This window comes from Sphingomonas xinjiangensis (assembly GCF_014199255.1).
GTDB lineage: Bacteria > Pseudomonadota > Alphaproteobacteria > Sphingomonadales > Sphingomonadaceae > Sphingomonas > Sphingomonas xinjiangensis.
This window is the reverse complement of the sequence record NZ_JACIJF010000012.1, coordinates 1-17,932: the sequence shown is the minus strand read 5'-3', so window position 1 is coordinate 17,932 and position 17,932 is coordinate 1. Positions and strand designations below refer to the sequence as shown.

Genomic DNA, 17,932 nt, shown 5'->3' with positions numbered 1-17,932 from the left:
GGGTACAGCCATGACCGCTGCCTCCAACTTCGCACCCCCGACCCGAAAGTTCAGAGGCCGCAAGCAGATCCAGCAAACTGGATTGTAGGTCGAACCACCATGGACGAGAGAAGCATCGAAGCTCCTGCGAGCCCGTAAGGTCGCCCTCGCGTGATCAGATGCGCCGTTGGTAAACGCATGCGCCAAACGGCTAATGTTGAGTGCTGGCTGTTGAGCGGAACTGATCCCGCGGTGCCCCCGGCACGCTTGATACTCGGAGCCGTATCAAAAAGGTCGCGCCAGGGTAATCGCTTTGAGAGTCGAGCTCGATCGTACTTCCATAGGCGCGCAGTAGCGACCGGGTGATCGGTAGGCCGAGCCCCGTTCCTCCCGAAACCCGACGACTCGTGAAGAACGGTTCGAATATTCGCTCCCTGTCGCCGACTGGAATGCCCGGCCCGTTATCGCGGACCATTAGCTCGACGAACCCACTCGCCGCGCGGGCGGACAGCCGGACGGTCGAAGCGCCCGCCTGACGGCAGTTTTCGACCAACCCGGCGACGGATGCCTCAATCACGTTCGGCGGCGCCAAAACACTGGAAAGTCGCTGAGGCAGCTCCAATCTCACTGCAAACTCAGATCCAGTATAAGCGTCCGCAACGTGACGCAAAGGGGGCTGAAGGTCGGTGGCGGTGACTTCCGCCGCCTCTGCCATATCGGCGCGGGCAAGATCGAGCAGTCGGCTGACAAGGTGAGTCAATCGAGCAGCGCCGGCTGCCATATTGGCCAGGAAACGCTCACGATCGCCCGGAGCCATGTCGGGGTGGTCTTGCAGCAATTCGACGGCACCGCTTATGCTGGCAAGCGGCGTCTTGAACTCGTGGCTGACGGCATGTGCGAAGTCACGCAAGTATCGCGAGCGCCGGTCGATTGCCTCCGCCATAGTGCCAAAGTCTCGGTAAAGAGCCTGGATCTCGACGGCAGCCGTCGTGGGTGGTGCGGGCACCGCCCCGCCACCCCAAGCGACGGCGCGCGTGGCCACGCTCAGCGCCTCTATGGGCCGAACGATACCACGGGAGAGCAACCCGCTCAGTATGACGAGCGTGGCGAATATCAGCACGATGCCAAGAGCGATCTTGCCTCGATCCTCGTATATTCCTACGAACAGAGCGCGAGGCGACCGCGAGAGAAGCAGAACGCCGACCACCTGCCCGTCCGATATGACGGGGCGAGCATGGTGGATGCGAAGGTCTGACGCGCGGCTAAGCCATTCGAAAGCGTATTGCGAGCGGTAAGCGTCATTGTGCCGGAGCAACGTGGCCGGCCGGCCAGCTATCGCCGATTGCACTTCAGGAAGCCCTTCGTACGTCGACCGTGGCTGAGGTCCGAGCAGGACGCGGCCGCGAGGGTCGAGCAGCAGGATCGACGCCAGGGTTGTGCGGGCTGTCAGGCGCAGCACCGGCTGAAGCCGATTGCTCCATGCGAGAATAGCATGATTCTGCGGCGTGTTAGTCGCGCGTGGCGGGGGTCGCTCTGGGAGGATGCGGGTCATCCGAAGGTCGATGGAGGGCGGTTCCGGCACATAGTCAGTCTCGATGGAAGGGACTTTCTCGTCAGACCATTCTAGGCCCGCTGCAGCCGCTAAGGCGGCGCCTTGCGCGATCAGCTCCGCCTCGGTTTGGCGCACCAGCGTGTTCTCATACACCCGCAGGAACAACGCGCCGACGCCGGGGAGCGCGGCCACGAACACGAAGGTCAGCAGCAGGATGGTCCGAAGCCCAAGGCTTGGCCAGTGCCGTCGAACGATCCGCTTGAAAGCTTCGATCATCCGGCCCCGCAAGCGCCGAGGCGGTAACCGACCCCTGCGCGTGTCTCGATCACGTCCTCAGCCCCCACTTGCGCGAACTTGCCGCGGACGTTCCGGACATGACTGTCGATCGTGCGATCGGTGATCGCGAAGCCGGGGCCGTGCAGTCGGTCGATGATGGCGTCTCGACTGAAAACCTTGGAGGGCATCGTAGCGAGCGTTCGGAGGATGCCGAACTCGGTGACGGTGAGCGAAATAGGTGCGCCCGCCCAGCTCGCCTGCCAACCGTCGGGATCGAGCATCAGTTGGCCGTGCTTGAGCGGCGCAGCTGCTTCATGGACTGCTGGAGGACGCCCTGCCGTGCGCCGCAGGATCGCCATGACACGGGCGACAACCTCACGTGGCGAAAAGGGCTTCGTGACATAGTCGTCAGCACCCAGCTCGATGCCGAGCACCCGATCGATCTCGTCATCGCGGCTGGACAGGAACAGGATCGGCAGGTCGCCGGTCGCTCGGAGCGCGCGGCATACCTCGATCCCATCCATTCGGGGCATGTTGATGTCGAGAACCACGAGATCGGGTGCTTGGTTCACGGCTGCGGCCAGCGCCGCCTCGCCATCCTCCGCCTCGATCGTGTCGAGTCCGGCCTTGGCGAGTGCGAACACGAGCAACTGACGAATATGAGGGTCGTCGTCGACAACGAGGATGGTTCGAGGCATGGGGCACTGGATCATGGTTGTCGCCCATTCGGTCAAGGCTGGCTCGTTGCGGCGGGTGGGTGCTGGATGGAGCCATCGCAGCCGCGCCAGGCGGGCTCGGCAATTGGCAACGGCTGCACTGGATGTTCGCGGAGCCCGGCGTGAGCTTCGGCGAGCCGCCGGGCGCCGCGCGGCGTCCACTCGGCCCAGGTGTTCTGTCGCGCTTCGAGGTCCGTAAGCAGCCGCTCCCGAACGAAGCGCACTCGATCCCGCGTGGTCGGGTCCATCGGCCGCTGCTCCAGCGCGATAAGCGGGTTGAGGGCGCCGTCGCCGACTTGATGCAGGTAGCAGAGGTCGATCTTTTGCGCAGTTTGAGCGCGGACGTTCCAAGCGGACGCGATCGCACCGAGGTCGACAAAAGTGCAGATGGCAAGCACGATAGTGCTTGCCAAGGCGTTCCAGTTGATCAGCCATCGGGCGCTCAGCCCTTTCAGGATGCGCCAGCAGATCAGCACCAGCCCAAGGGCGACAAGCGCCATCCAAGCAAGCGCTGCAATCCGCCAGGCGGTCAGCATAGAAGACTCAATATAGTCGATCGTGCGCAGTGCGCTGGAGGCCACGAGAACCAGATTCTGCATGACCCAGAGCGTGACCAGTCGGCGCGCCCAGGGGTGCTGCTCACTCGCACTGTGGGGACGCAACATGGCCAGTGCCATCACACCCGCGATTAGTGCCGTGCCGATCAGTGGGTAGGCTCCACGATGCACATACTCGGTCTGTGTCATGCCAGCCGGTAGCTGTCCGCCGCTCCATAGAAAGGCGATGTCGAGGCCATTTTGCACGGCGAAGATTGCGTTAAAAAGCGCCAGCGCGATCAGCACCGAGAGCAACGACGTACCAGGCAAAGCAGGTTCAGGGTCCGGCAGCCGCGCCGCGAGACGCATGACAACGGCGTGCGGGCGTAGGCTGGGCCAGAGACATAGCGCCACGAACAGCCAGAGAAGAACGCGCCAAGGGGATGGAAGCCGGATTGACGCGAGCGCCTGTTCGATAAGAGGGTTAGCGGCAGCAAACAGAAGCAGGAACAACGCGCCGCCCGCAAGCGGCAGCGCCAATGTGGCGGCGACTGCACGCGGGTTCGTTCGCGCGCCTTTCCGACGCCGGCAGAGGCGCCGCAAATCGGCGAATGGTTTAGCTATCCCGGCGAAAGCATGGATCGTCAGACGGGCAATCCAATGCCACGCATCGTCGAGCTTCACGGACCTCGGCAGTAGCGCGGCAACGGAGAGAGCGCACCAGAACATGGCCCAGGCTAGCAGGCCCGGATCGTTCAAAAGCGCGACCACAAATAGACTTGCCGATGCGACTGCTATCCAGGCGTGAGGAGTCCGTCGCACGTCGGTCCGCGCAGCCACTAATCCCAACAGCCAAGCGCCGGCGAAGATGCCAATGCCGGCACCCGCAAAGCCGAATTGGAACAGCCGATCGAATAGCGCGACCAGCGCAATGACAATCCCGCCCTTCATTAGAAATCCGTGCCGCATGCAACCCCTCTGGTCAGGAGCAGCCCTTCTACCGACTGCCTGTGGTGCATTGATGCGGCGCGTAAATGAGTTCGATGGAGATGCCGTGCAGATGCCGTGCAGGCAGTTTCCGATGCGCGATACCAAGCCCGCCGGGTCCCCCTCCAGCGTCTCACGAGCATTCGGATCGGTGATTGGCTATCTGGTCCTCAAATCGATCCAATCGAAGAACGAATGCGACGGGCACGGGTCAAGAGGATCGTCTTCAGGCGCGCTCTCCCACGCGCCTAAGTGGCCGACCGAAACGCATCTTCACTCGATAGGTGACCACTTAAGCCCTACCAGCAACCGCGAAATTTCGAGAATGCAGGCACACCTCCTAAGCGACCACTACTGGGCGGCTTGTTGCGCGACGAGCTGACCAACGGCTTTTCTTAAATTCACCGTAATGAAAGGCATGCACCAGTAGCTGCCGTTGCTGCGTGCTTAAGCGCTTTCCGTTTTCTGCCACCCATTCATCTTCAGCTACGTGCCGTTCCATGCCGCTTCGGCGCGTCATCCGCATGAGCTATTCGTGAGAGCGCCCGAAATCAGGACGGGCATCGTCCTGGCCCTTGTCGATGATCGAGCGGCGAACGGAGCGGGTGCGGGTGAACAGCTCAAACAGCTCGTCGCCTTTGCCCCAGCGAATTGCGCGCTGAAGCGCAGTCAGATCCTCCGAAAAGCGCTGAAGCATGTCGAGCACCGCCCCCCGATTGGCGAGGAACACGTCGCGCCACATCGTCGGGTCCGACGCTGCAATACGCGTGAAGTCGCGGAAACCGCCGGCGGAATACTTGATCACCTCAGACTGGGTGACTTCCTCCATATCTGAGGCGGTGCCCACTATGGTATAAGCAATCAAGTGCGGCAGGTGGCTTGTCACTGCGAGCACGCGATCATGATGATCGGGGCGCATTGTTTCGACCTCGGCGCCCAATGAGCGCCAGAATTCAAGCACTCGCTCGACTGCACGGACGTCGGTGCCCTCCGGCGGGGTAACGATGCACCAGCGGTGGTGAAACAGCGACGCGAAGCCCGCTTCGGGCCCGCTTTCCTCGGTACCCGCTACGGGATGTGCGGGAACGAACACCACATTTGGGAGCGACGCACGCACGGCTTCGATCACGCTTTCTTTGCAAGATCCGACGTCGCTGAGAATTGCGTCGCCGGGGATATCACCTGCGATCTCCGCTGCAACTGCGCCCATCGCGCCAACAGGTACGCAAAGCACGATCAGAGCTGCATCTATAACCGCGGCACTCGCACTTTCGGTGATGTGATCGCAAAGCTTGATCCGAGTTGCGATCTCACGAACCCTTGCGTCGGCATCGTACCCGGTCACCCTGACGCCGGGGATATGTAGCTGGACCGCGCGGGCAAGCGAGGAGCCGATCAGGCCGAGTCCGATGACAGTGACGTTAGGGAAGGTCATCATAAGTCCTTGCAGCAGCGCTGGTGGGCCCGGCAGGACTCGAACCGGCAACCTAGCCGTTATGAGCGGCCAGCTCTAACCATTGAGCTACAGGCCCCAGCGCACGCCGAGGGTAGATGAGCCATAGGTTGTACCGCAAGGGCTCCCTGACACCGGCCAACCTCGGCAACTGAGCGCCACACTCTGTCGTCCAGAGCAGCCAAGCCGGTTCCCGATAGCTGCCGACACTGGCTCGGCAGAGACGTCACGGTGGAACATCTCTCTTCGAGGTTAGCGAGCGCGCAGCCACTTACCTCTGCAGGAGGGGCAGCAAGGCCGATACGCGGCAGCTCTGCCATGAGGACCCGAGTTGCCTTTGCCCGTGCGGCTCGGCCTACTCCGTCAAAGCTGGGACACGATCGCACCTACTCGGAACAACGGTGTGGCACCGATGATGTATCCCAAGCATTGTACGCTCGGCTTTGCAGGGCGCCCTCTGGAAAGCCCTAACAAGGGGCAGGCTGGGTGGGACTACAAAGCCACCTAGGCTGCCGTAAAGATGATTGGCGCCTGAACGCTCTCTCAGCGCGACTTCGGTCGCCTAGTTGTTGTGCGTGCGGACGCGAAGATCGCAGACCTGCCGACCACGACGATTAGGTTCATCGGTGTCTTCGGATGGAAGTTGACGCACCTTCCGCCATGGCTACGGTCATCTGCGTCAGCCATTGAGGGCGACCCGAAGGCGCAACCCAGCGCGTTTCTTCTGGAATGGTGGCACCCGGCCGTGGCAGTCTGCCGCATGCCTACTCCAGTCATCTCGGCTCCAACCGCTCCTACAGAGCGATCATTGATAAAGCGCAGTTTGAGCTTGAGGGGTCGCACGCGACGGCGAGACTACTGGATTTGGCAGCTGGTCCTGAACGCTGTGCTGATCGCAATTAGCTTCTTCTTCTCGCTCCTGCCGTCCTCATCAAGTGCCATGCTTCTTTTTGGTGCAACGGGCCTCCTGCTCGGTTGGGTGGTGATGGCCCTTCAAGTTCGACGCCTTCATGACGTGGGCTTAACCGGTTATTGGGCTCTCTTGCCCGTGCCATTTGGCGTCATCGCAAAACTGAGCGCGAGCAGCTCCCCGGTTCAGCTGTCCCCGATTGCCGCTACGGCCTTGCTGTCATTCGTGCTCTTGTTTCTGGACGGTGTGCCGGGCGCAAACAGATATGAACCTGATCCAAAAAGACGCCGGACCCCTGACACCGCGAAAAGTTCAGCTTCTGCCGCGGTACTGGGACGTTTTGATCGCTCAGCCGCAATTGGTGTCGCTGGGGCCTTCTTGTTTTTGGTACTTGGCTCCAAGCTCGCCGAGCTTGCCTCTAGGCTCGTGCCGCAATCTTTGGCAGTCCGCCTGGGAAACTCACTCGTAGCTCAAGCCATACCTTCGTACTGGCGATGCACAGCCCCGGGGGCGGAACGCGTCCTAATGCAGCTTGCGGAGCGCATGGCTCCCGGAGCTAAGGTGAAAATAATCTACACAACCTATCCTGGAGCGGACGGGCTTACAGCTCCCGGCGGGCGTATAATCATCGGGCAAGAGGCTGTCAGATTAGCTGAGCGGCCGGAAGAGGTCGCAGCGCTACTTGCCCATGAGCTTGCTCACAGCCTCTTGCGACACCCAGAGCGGAAGCTGCTCTCCTCAGCAGCCCTTCAGCTTCTACCTGGCGGACTGGTGGGTACCTATGGTCTTGCGAGTTATGGATGGAAGGTACCGTACTCCAGAGCCCTGGAAAACGAGGCCGATGCGAAAGCTGCGCGACTTCTGAGTGGCGCCGGGATCGCTCCGAAACATCTTGCATCAATGCTAAACCGGCTTGAAGCTCGCCAAGTGCAGCGTGGACGAGGAAAGCCTCAAAGTTCCACTGGCTGGCGATCTACTCACCCGGCGACTCCTGATCGCATCGCACGATTGATACGCTACCCCACCCCTTCGGCGGAGCAACATGCAATCAGCGCCGACCATTGGCTGCTCGTTCAGCAAGGCTGCGAAGTTCAGACCAACTAAGTTCGAAAGGACTAAGCTTAGTTGTTGCGCCGGTACCCTTCGGCGCGATCAGCGCCTGAATCTAAATCAGAGCTCAGGCGCCAGCTGGGCGCCAGTAGCTGCCGTTTAGGTCTGCGCGCGCGCTTCCCAGAACCTGCCATCGGTCCATATTTGGCTTACCTGCGCGGAAGGTCTCAGTTCGGGCCGGCAACAACCCGATCGCTTGATAAGGTGGAAATCAGGCAGCGGCCGATTGTCCAACCGTTTCCATTCCATCGGCCGCCCTCGCTGCCCCCCGTCACCTTTTAGCTATGGCAATGAGTGCCGACTTTTTCATGGCGCCTTGGCTGTTCCTGCATGGTATGATGGTGCAGAGCGATGGCCTTCCAGAAGGCAATTTCTGTCTCGTTCTTCTTCAACACAGCGGCACCTAGGTGTTCCGCGATATAGTATAGGCTGCGCGAACCTTGTTCGTCTTTGATCTGTTTAGCGATAACTAGCAGAAACTCTTGTCTCGATGGTAGAAACAACGCTCGTCGCCTCCTGAACGGGTGCGGGCAGAAAGCTCCGCAATCGGTGCATGGACGAGTTATTCGTTGTCCAAGTTAACGCCCTCTTAAAGCTCCAGCGCCTTACCAAGGGCGTGGAACACTGCCGACACGCTTCGCGGCTGCTTCCTCGATCTCGTTCAGTTGTGCGCGGCTTAAAGCGCCGGATTGCCAGAGAACGCGCATTAGCTCGTCCGTGAGCGCAGCGAGGAAGTGAAGTTCAGTTAGCTGATCCGCGCTAAGGTCTTGATCTTCATCCATCACGGTTTTCCTCTCCCAAGACCTGAAGCGAACAGCGTCGTTGCACATCAACCTACTAACAAATGGTTTTCTCGCTAGGAGCAAGGCTGCAGCCACCTTTTTGGCTTGAACGGTGGCAGCAGAGCGCCAAAATCTGCCTTTGCAGAGCGCTAGAATGTTCCTCCAAAGATGGGGTATCGCGGCGGCTGCGTTTCGAAGGCAGATGGAATGCAGCCCCTTCACGTACGATGCCTGGAACGGGGTCGAACCTAACCTCTTGCATCGAGGGAAGGAGTGAGAGCGATGGCGCAGTTCGCAGGTCTGGACGTCTCGCTGAAGGAGATGTCGGCTTGCGTAGTGGACGATGCCGGCAAGGTGCTGTGCGAGCGCACGGTGCCGACGGAGCCGGATGACAAAGCCGTGCTGCTGACCTCGATCGGCGGTGACTATGCGAGGTTCGGGATCGAGGCTGGACCGCTGTCTCAGTGGCTGGTGAATGGTCTGAACGAGGCAGGCTTCCGGTGATCTGCGTCGAGACACTGTGCATGTGAAGCCACTGGCGGCACAGGAGCAGCGGATGCTGTTGACCAGCCGCAAGCTCGTCCAGCGCAAGCTGATCGACATCGAGTTCGACATGCGCGGCACTCTGCGCAACTTCGGCCTCAAGGTCGGTGTCGTCAGCACGGCCGGCTATGAGGCCCGTGTCCGTCACCTGGTCGAGGGTTTTCCGCGACTTGCTGCGATCGTCGAGCCGTTGCTGACGGTGGGGCGTGTGATGCGCCAGCAGCTGGCCACGCTTCAAAAGAAGCTGCTCGACACGGTCCGGCACGATCAGTGTGCCAGCGGTTGATGACCGCACCCGGCGTGGCCCGGTGGTTGCGCTCACCTATCGCGCCTCAATCGACCAGCCCCAGCGCTTCGTCCATTTCAGGGCCGTCGGTGCGCATGTCGGCTTGACCCCCGCGGCAGCATCAGTCGGGCGAGCTCGACTATGATGGCTGCAGCTCCAAGTCCGGCGACATCATGCTGCGAACGATGCTGTACGAAGCGGCGCAGGTCCTGCTGGCCCAGAGCCGTCATTGGTCGTGGCTCAAAGCCTGGGGAATGAAGGTGGCACAGCGACGGGGCATGTGACGCGCCATCGTCGCCGTCGCACGTCGCCTGGCCGTCGTCCCGCATCGCATGTGGATGGACAGCACCGACTTCCGCTGGGGGGAGCGAACCCGGCATCGCGGTGGCCTGACACGGTCTCAAACAGGAGCTTTCACGGTTCTGCTTCGGCAGGAAGAGGTCCTCACGGGGACGAAGATCGCGTGAGGTTCGTAACGGCAGCCGCCCCGATCGCGAGGGCGCCCGAAAGATCGGACCAGCTGCACCGCCTGAAACAAGGCGCGCTTCGCTCGGACAGGGGGAGCGCTGGTCATCCCGCTTCCGGAGCGAATACATGTCCTGCGCTTGCAGGGCTCCTGTCGTCCTCCCACCTCTGGTGCGAAGTGCCACGAGACGCCCGTCGTGCGCGAGATGATCGAGGCGGCCGGAGCCAGCTACCTTTTCCTCCCGCGCTAAAGCCCAGGCCTCGGCCGAGCCGAGCAGGCCTTCTCCAAGCTGAAGGCGCATCTGCGCATGAAGCCGCCGAGCGCACCATCTCAGCCTCTGGAACGCCGTCGGACGCATGCTCGACCTCTACTCGCCCACCAAGCGCGCAAACCTGTCGCCAAATTGCGGTCACGATGCAGGTTGATCAAAAACCGCGTCAATGGTTCTGAACTCCCGCGCCTCTCTGACATAGGGGGTCACAACCTCTCAAAAGGGTTGCGCGTCTTTGCAACTGTTTTTTAACTAGGCTTACCTACAGGAGTGTCAACGCCAACGTAACGACGTGGCACAAAGGGACGCACCAATGCAAACGAGTGAGCAGCGCCGCAGCGCGGCTTTGTTGGACGACCTGCGCAGACGCTTCGAGCAGACCGGTCGGGCGAATGCAACCACGGCGTGGAGGAACGCGCTGGCCACTGAGACCCGGGTGCAGAGCATGCAGTTCGTCGCAATTTGAGCTGCTAGTGTGTGCGCTCAAGTTCTGATGGGTTGGGTGAAGCTAGTTCTCCTAATAGACATGCGCATTGCGCCGCTAGCTTGATCCGGAGCAGCGATGCGCGCCACCGTCCTCGCCGGAAAGCATGACGCTATGAGACACTCTGCCGGCGCAGCAGACGAGCTCTCCATTTGCGCTGCCTGAACGCAGCAGCGTCCCAGGAACTCTATCAGCAGCCTCCGCCGCTGACTTTCTACCCCCCGCTGTGACGAAGAGCAGTCTGAAGCGACAACCGTTGCTTCGGCTCATGCGTGTGTGCGCTTGGCAGACATACTTGTAATTGGTCTTCCGCTCGACTGATGCGCCTGAAGCAGTGGAGCTGCGAGCATGCGTGACCTCACATCTGTCGAGTGCGAATCCCAAAGCCGCGTGATCAGATCGCTGGAACACCCGGTAATTTGACGGAAGGGGCATCACCGCAAGTGCGCGACGTTTGCAGCCGGCCTAGTCCAGTGCACAGGCGAGCAGGGAATCGCGATAGGGGGATAGATGATGTCGTCAGATGCGCCACAACGAAGTGCTGCCGTTCTCGATCAACTACGTCGTCAGTTCGCAGAGACTCAACGGACTAGTTCATTTACAGCATGGCTGAAGGCATTCACGGCAGGGTAAATGCAAGCTGGCAATCTAGTCTAGCTGTCGTCTGCAAGGTCTCGATCATGCCGGCCTGCTTGCAGAACATCAACATCCAGCTCCGATGCGCGACGTTGCGGAATTGGGCATGGTCCGGTTACCTCTTAGTGCGTCCGCAATTCTGCTAAATTTCCTGAGCGTGGACGTCCCGCAGACGCACAAAGCGTACCCCATTGGCGATCGTCAGCCCCACATCTTTGGCAGCTTCGGAAGCGGGGTTGAACCAGATGAAGCTTGCGCAAACCGCATCATTAAAACTGGGCAGGAGAGGGGTGTGGCTCGGGATGATCACGAAGCACCAACAGCCAGCTTTGTGGTTCTATGCAGCCGTTCCAATTCACCAGGTTGTCGATCCTGATCCAGGCGAAAATGCGGTCGTCCGCAGCCGCGACCATAGCGCTGCTGCAGGTTCGATTGGAACCCTGTGCACTAGCGTCTGCGCAATGGGCGCGCCAACGTGAGTTTCCGACGGTCGATCTGCCGGGCTTGGCGCTGCGCTCAAGTAAGTCTGGGAGCGAAGCAGCGACATGACGACGACCGGTACAAGCTTTGCTGGCGAAAGCGTACGCACTCTTGGAAAACACCTATCCGCGAACGGGTAGTCTGTTCGGTAGGCGGTGAAACCACTCGGGAAGAGCCCTGTGGATCGGCATCGAAGCGACATCTAGAGTCGGAAGGCACCATCCGTGGTTACCAAGTGCCTTGGGCAGATCAACGCTGCGCAGGCTTTCAAGTACAAGCTCCAGCCGGTCAGAGATCACGCTAAAACGCCGACCCACTTAGCGGCGCAGATATCGCTGAGGTGATTCCGCCAGAGCATCTGCAGCAGCTTACTGAAAACTGCTGAAGGCAGCCGTGGGGTAGCGTGAATTGCCCGATGACCCTGTCAGCTGCCCGCCTGCCAGGAGTTTGAATGATGCAGGCCCGACCGGTCAGGCAAAATCAATGCCAGAGGAAAGCTTGCGGATGTCGTCGCGATATCCGGAAGCAAGCCCAAGGATATCCTTCGGCGTGAGAACGGGCGTTATAATGTGCTGGAGCCGCAGCTCGCCTGATAGCTGACCGGCGGCGGTGGCGGGTCTGACCAAAGCCGCCCTGAAGCAAGTTCGTGTTCCTGGGGAACTCAAGCGAGGAGCCTAGCTGCTAATCCGCTTTGGTCATTCAAGTGCGATCTTTTGAATGGCTGAGCCATGCTCTTGTAGCCCCGCAGCGCGCGGCGGGGGGGAATGTCAGCAAAGGTCAGGTCCTCAGGCCTCCTGCCACGGGTGGCGTGAAACCGTTCCGAAGACGTTCGCTCCTTGTTGTGAAGGAGCGACGGAAACCGACAACTGCTACGCATTCGCAAATATGGTACGAATGAGTAGCGATTGCATCTCGCGTCACTGACGAGGTGGCCGGAGCCCACACCCCATTGACTGGCGAGCATCATGTAGGAAGTCAGACGGAAGCACATCGTTGCGGATGGCAATGCAGCGGAAGCGCTTCAGCTTGAAAAAGCCTTGGCCGCCATATGAAGGTGAGCTCGCTCCAGTGTGACTCAGTCACATTGCTGCGATGGAAGATGTTAGGCGGTTGCTTCACAATGAAGCAAGTCGAGCGGCGAAGCCATGGAGGGAGTCGGCAAGGCAAGAGGTAGGCTCGAACGCAAGAAAAAGCGGGCGCGTGCGACACGGGTCGGATGCTGGGAAGCTGATGACGGCCATCGCTCAAAAGCTGCGCCCGCTCTGCCGCGCCGCCCAATTCCCTCAACAAGAAAACGGATCGACCGAGAACGCGAGATTCGTGCCCGCAATGCCGCTCGCAAGGGGCAGGCGACAAGCAGAAACGCCAGGATCGGGAAAGGGGAGGCATGCAACGCCTCTAAGGGCGGCCGCATCATGGTTGAACGCATCAAACATGGATGGGAACCCTACGCCAATCTAAAGGGATGCCGCTGCGAATCCAGCTTACTTGCTCAATGTCGAGGAGACGCCCCTTGCACGAAATGGGCCATCGGCGTCGCGGAGCAGATCCTGCTCTAACACGCTGGCTGAGATGGCAGCGGCAGGCATCGCTTGCTAAGTGAAGGACGCTATCCTGCCCGGTACGGACTCGGCGCAAAAAGGTTTACCTTGTGACTTTGAAGTCGCGTCGAGCTCGGCGGTGACGCCCTACCGATTGCCCCTATTCGGCGTCCCTTTAAGCTGTGCGTGGCGTCGCTCGCGCAACTGCTCAAGACCGTCCGCTCGACGATCCTGATTCTGGCAAGTTGGAGGACTGCTGTTGGTGCCTTCCAGCGACAAGCTGCATCAGGAGGTGAAGCTCGCGGCGTCCGCTTTGGGCTACCTCTCCTCGGCGGCGGAGATCGTGAGTGACAAGACCGCGGAAACCTCCAGGCTTATCGTCGCTCGCGAGAACGCCAAGAGCTGGCCCTTCTGCCAACCTCAGGTTCTTTGGGGAGGCGACAGCCCTGCCGAAAGGCCGAGCTTGCTGAGGAGGGTCCGAGACTATAATCCAACGACGAAGTAAGAGATCTGGACGTGGCCGATATCCTGGAGCGCGCAGTACTCCGCCTTGTTGATGGTGATGGGAAAGCTCGGCCACTCACCTCGCCGGTGTCCCGGCGAGAACGCTGAGTTAACGCGCCTGGGATCTGTGAACATTGTCGAGCAATTCGCAATGCGGACGGGCTCATTCAGACCATGCCATAGGCCTCAGCCTTAGCACGCCTCGGCGTCGAAGCGTTTGCGCGATTGACCCGGGTAACGCATACACGGCCGCTCTTCAAACCTTCATGCGCAGCTGGAGCAGCCTTCCGTGAAACCCGAGCCAAGTATGGACCTGAAGCTGCCACTTGAGTTCAGTTACTTGGAGCGTGGCGGCAAGAAGAGGCGGGTGAGACTCGAGGAGTGGCACGAAGGAGGTCCTTATGTCTATGGAAGAAGGCGCGGTTGTTCCGATTGGCGCCGCTACGACAAGATGCGAATGTGGACCTGGCGTAACGACAGTCATCTTCAATTGAGGCATTTCAGGCCTCGCGCGGTTTTGGCCCAAGGCTTCTTGGCATCCTTCATCTCAAGAGTTTTTGGAATGCGCTGAGCGAGGCAAGCACGCTATGCACGGGACTGATGTTCGCGAAAATTAGGTGCTGAGATGTAATACTTCGAAAGCAAGAGCTGACTGCACGAAGCGTCAGGGTGCTGAATGCGCCTTGAAAGCGTTCAGGCGCGCGCTGGGCCGCACGGATGAAGGCAAACGGCGCTTGTGGTGCCGGGTTCGACCCACTGGTGCTTCAGTTTGCGGGGAGTCGCAACAAGCGCCTATCGCTCTAAGGCGATCGCTTAGTCTGATGCCTCAGTCCGAACTAATTTGCGGAGGCGTGAACCAGCTGAGCTTACGACTATCGACGCACGTAGCGGCTTATTGGGCGAACTTCTCCGCGGTGTTCCGCCACTGGGCGAGGGCACGAAAACCAATTGTAAGTCCCCTCGGGCGCAAGATCAAAGACCATCTGCACTTCTCAGATGCCGTCGCGGCGTCCTCGTGCGCATGGGCGACGGTGCTGTCGATGAACTTATCTTGATCGCGCCAGCTTCTGCAGCGGTGATCGCGTACAACAGCTGAACCGGCATGCCCCTGGTTTATCGCGAGATGCTACTCGCGCCGACATTCCCCCGGGTCAGGGTCCTCGGGTGGGTCGCGCCGCTCCTAACTGCGTGCTCATAGCAGTTATAGAGAAGGCGCGGAATGGAGGGTCAGTAACGCGTCGAGCGGCCCCGGCTGATGAATAAAGCAATTTTTTTGCCATAGGCAACGAGCTACGAGCCTAAAGCGGCATCAGAGACCGTTCGCCTGACACGCAACCCGCCTAGCCGCAGTTTGTGATCATTGACTTGCCCCAGAATCGAAGCGAGCCACTGAGGTAAGTGAGTGTAGACAGTGCGGGTTTTCCTGAGCCAATGATTAGCAACCACCGTGGTACCCGTGGCGGACCCACTCCAGAACGCCAAGCCGCCTTGGACTCAGCTATTTTAGAGTTCGGAAAAAGAAGCTTTTCCGAAAAAGGCGTCGGAAGAACCTCGATGGAGGAAGTGTCCACTCAACTCGGGGTCTCCAAGCACACCGTATATCGGAGGCATCCGAGTAAGCTGGCTCTGCTGAAGGCCGTTCTGTTGAAAGACGTTGATGACTCGCATGAAACGTCACTCAAGAACGAAATCACCGAATCCCCCGAAGGAGCACGGCGGTTGCTACTTGGCTATGTTCATGGCGAGATAAGACGTTTGAGCTCAAATCTTTACAAGAGGGTGGAAGTTGAAGCAGTTGGAGTAGAAGAGGTTAAAAATCTTTTGATATGCTGCGCTGCGCGTGCAGAGGATTTCGTCCGGAAGCCGCTTGAGAACGGCTACCTAGTGCGAGCCGGAGACCCCTTTTACCCGAAACATCTGAGCGAGGTTGCGGTCGATATGCTTCAAGGGCTCGTGCGGCGAGCAATGCTTGGGCGTCTATCTGGACCGGATATAGAGGCGGCGTTTGAGGTTCGTTGGCAGGTGCTTTCCGCACTCACAGAGAAGACGTTCTCTTCGGGTCAGCGTCCACTTCCCGCACCTTTCCCTTCAGAGTCCGAGGAGTGCTCCGGGGCAGTGTAGGGGTTACTGAGCTGTTGGCTGATCTGGATATCTATCGCTGTCCAAGGAGGCCCTGGTCGCTATCGGGAGGGAAGCAGTGGATGCTCCTTGCTTGAAGCTTCCATGCTTCTGAACATAGCATTCGGACTGATGATTGAGCGGCGCATCCGGCCAAGGCAGTTTGCGGTGATGAAACTGCCGGGTCGTGAGAGGACGCGCAAAGTACCTAAGGTTGATGCAAATCCGGAATGCCTACTTGCTGCTTCTAAAACTTGAAAGCTATCGTCAATGTCGCCGGTTGGAGGAGTGGCTGCGTCTCGGCTTCTACGCTTGCAAGCTTGCGTGGATGCACCGTCCCAGCAACGTGCAGATTCCGAGCAAACCTGCGGCGTCAAGTTCCAAGCTGTACTGTTTCTCCGGCTAGCCCGGCGCTTACAACAGCGAGTCAGTCTGGGGCATCAGCATACCGTTTCGACCCTCAATAGCGCTAAATCGGCGGATGGAACAAGCTGCACAGGGTAACGCTGTGCGGACGAGCGGCAAAGGTGAACCTATAGCTTCGCGCTGGAAGCGCGCGCTTGCGCCTTAGCTGCCGTAGTTACGAAGCCACAAAGGAAATGGCCCGGTCACCGGGGGGTGGTTTGACCGGGCCAAGGAGTAGGGCCGCTGCACTTCGCGCAGAGGTCCTCGGGTCGCCAGGTCCAGATAGATGAAAACACAGGACGCGGATTGTACAAAATCGACATTTCCGTAGGGGCACCTCCATTGTCGACCCGGCATCTACAAGCCATTCTCAAGCCGTCTCTGAGAAGTTTCGCTGAAGCGCGGGAAAAGTTTCTTTCGTCGGCCTCAAGCATGACGTAGTGCCCTCAAATCGGGACATGCTCCTGTAGCTGATCCTCGTTTAACTCGCCGGCCAAGACCGGTGCGCCTCGTGCCATACATCTCGTAATCGTCTTGCCTCTGGAGCCTAGGTGTTTGATCCCACGGTTTGATGGTGCGATCCTTTCGTTGGAATGGAAGGAAGCCGTATGGGACAGGTACGTCATGGGTGCGCCACGACTACGCACGCCGTCCGAGCAGCAATACAGCGATCGCAGGCTTCGCTCGCGACGCTGAGCCGTGAGTTGGGGATCAATCCCAAGACGGTAGCCAAGTGGCGCAAGAGGGCCACGGTCGAGGATCTGAAGACCGGGCCGAAGGCCCCTCATTCCACGACATTGAGCGAGGCCGAAGAGGCGATGGTTGTCGCGTTCCGCCGTCATACCCTGCTGGCGCTCGACGACTGCCTCTACGCCCTGCAACCGTCGATCCCGCACCTGACCCGGTCAGCGCTGCACCGATGCCTTCAGCGGCACGGCATCTCCCGGCTGCCAGATGTCGAAGGCGACAGGCCAAAGCGGCAGCGCTTCAAGCGCTATCCCATCGGCTTCTTCCACATGGACATCGCTGAGGTGCAGACCGCCGAAGGCAAACTGTACCTGTTCGTCGGCATCGATCGCACCAGCAAGTTCGCGGTCACCCAGCTGGTCGACAAGGCTGATCGCCGGACAGCATGGGAGTTTCTCGAACACCTGCTGAAAGCCGTACCCTACCGCATCCACACCATCCTGACGGACAATGGCATCCAGTTCGCCGAGCAGCCTCGCAATCGGAACACCGCCTGGTCGCGCCAAGTGCGCTTCGACATGATCTGCGAGGCAAACGACATCGAGCACCGGCTCACCAAACCGAACCATCCGTGGACGAACGGCCAGGTCGAGCGGATGAACCGGACGATCAAAGAGGCGACCGTCAAACGCTTCCACTACGAAAGCCACGACCAGCTGCGGACGCACCTCGCTGACTTCATGGCAGCCTACAATTTCGCTCGCCGGCTCAAGACGCTCAGCGGCCTCACACCCTACGAATACATCGCCAAGATCTGGACGTCAGAGCCAGACCGGTTCATCCTTGACCCGATCCACCAGATGCCGGGACTGAACACCTAGCCGCTCTGACCTTTGTGTTAACTCGACTCACTCGAGACAGGTACGGCGCCAAAGGAGCTGAACGTTATAGCGAGGAAACTGCTCGCGGCAGTATGCGCACGACCTACTTGGGGCGCCCACCAGCAACGTCTAACAGGTGGCGAGCCGCGCAACTTCGAGAAGCTGCACGGCCCTTTGCTCTCACCGCTGCCAGAATGGCTTCAAAGTTGTGAAGTAATCGGTAGTCTGCGTCTGATACCAGCTTGCGTTGAGGTTGACTCACGAAGGAGATTCCCAAGGCGGTGAAAGTCTGAATCATTGGCGTCCTGCATCAGGAGGACGCGATGATG

Annotated in this window: 8 protein-coding genes, 1 tRNA gene and 1 pseudogene; 4 read left to right on the top strand and 6 right to left on the bottom strand. The window is 59.8% G+C overall.

Translation table 11 applies throughout. The features are described from left to right. Positions 1-190: 190 nt before the first annotated feature. The 5 genes from FHT02_RS16055 to FHT02_RS16035 all read right to left on the bottom strand — a co-directional run bounded on the left by FHT02_RS16055 (position 191) and on the right by FHT02_RS16035 (position 5,578). Positions 191-1,807, bottom strand: a complete 1,617-nt coding sequence (locus FHT02_RS16055; protein ID WP_184089932.1) for a sensor histidine kinase — start codon at positions 1,805-1,807, stop codon at positions 191-193. Continuing rightward, a complete protein-coding gene (locus FHT02_RS16050; RefSeq protein WP_184089929.1) occupies positions 1,804-2,505 on the bottom strand; it encodes a response regulator transcription factor in 702 nt (233 codons plus the stop codon). The genes FHT02_RS16055 and FHT02_RS16050 overlap by 4 nt, the downstream gene beginning before the upstream one ends. Positions 2,506-2,537: 32 nt before the next feature. Continuing rightward, positions 2,538-4,154: a DUF4153 domain-containing protein gene (locus FHT02_RS16045; protein ID WP_184089926.1), complete on the bottom strand. Its 1,617-nt coding sequence runs from the start codon at positions 4,152-4,154 to the stop codon at positions 2,538-2,540. Positions 4,155-4,575: 421 nt separating this feature from the next. Further along, the gene (locus FHT02_RS16040) at positions 4,576-5,484 is read right to left on the bottom strand and encodes a prephenate/arogenate dehydrogenase family protein (RefSeq protein WP_184089923.1); all 909 of its coding nucleotides are present in this window, start codon (positions 5,482-5,484) and stop codon (positions 4,576-4,578) included. An 18-nt stretch (positions 5,485-5,502) separates the two neighbouring features. Continuing rightward, positions 5,503-5,578: transfer RNA gene (locus tag FHT02_RS16035), tRNA-Ile, on the bottom strand. A 681-nt stretch (positions 5,579-6,259) separates the two neighbouring features. Here FHT02_RS16035 and FHT02_RS22260 point away from each other — a divergent pair. Beyond that, positions 6,260-7,513, top strand: a complete 1,254-nt coding sequence (locus FHT02_RS22260; RefSeq protein ID WP_425506448.1) for a DUF805 domain-containing protein — start codon at positions 6,260-6,262, stop codon at positions 7,511-7,513. A gap of 611 nt (positions 7,514-8,124) precedes the next feature. Here FHT02_RS22260 and FHT02_RS16025 read toward each other — a convergent pair. Beyond that, on the bottom strand, positions 8,125-8,301 hold the full coding sequence (locus FHT02_RS16025) for a hypothetical protein (protein WP_184089917.1): 177 nt from the start codon (positions 8,299-8,301) through the stop codon (positions 8,125-8,127). A 282-nt stretch (positions 8,302-8,583) separates the two neighbouring features. Between FHT02_RS16025 and FHT02_RS16020 the strand changes: the two are divergent. The 3 genes and pseudogenes from FHT02_RS16020 to FHT02_RS16010 form a co-directional block, all read left to right on the top strand. Continuing rightward, positions 8,584-9,492: pseudogene (locus tag FHT02_RS16020) on the top strand (IS110 family transposase); the annotation flags it as partial. A gap of 5,418 nt (positions 9,493-14,910) precedes the next feature. Then, entirely contained in the window at positions 14,911-15,633 is a 723-nt protein-coding gene (locus FHT02_RS16015) for a helix-turn-helix domain-containing protein (protein WP_343056974.1), read from the top strand. 1,010 nt (positions 15,634-16,643) lie between these two features. Beyond that, on the top strand, positions 16,644-17,603 hold the full coding sequence (locus FHT02_RS16010; protein ID WP_184089912.1) for an IS481 family transposase: 960 nt from the start codon (positions 16,644-16,646) through the stop codon (positions 17,601-17,603). The last annotated feature ends 329 nt before the right edge of the window (positions 17,604-17,932 follow it).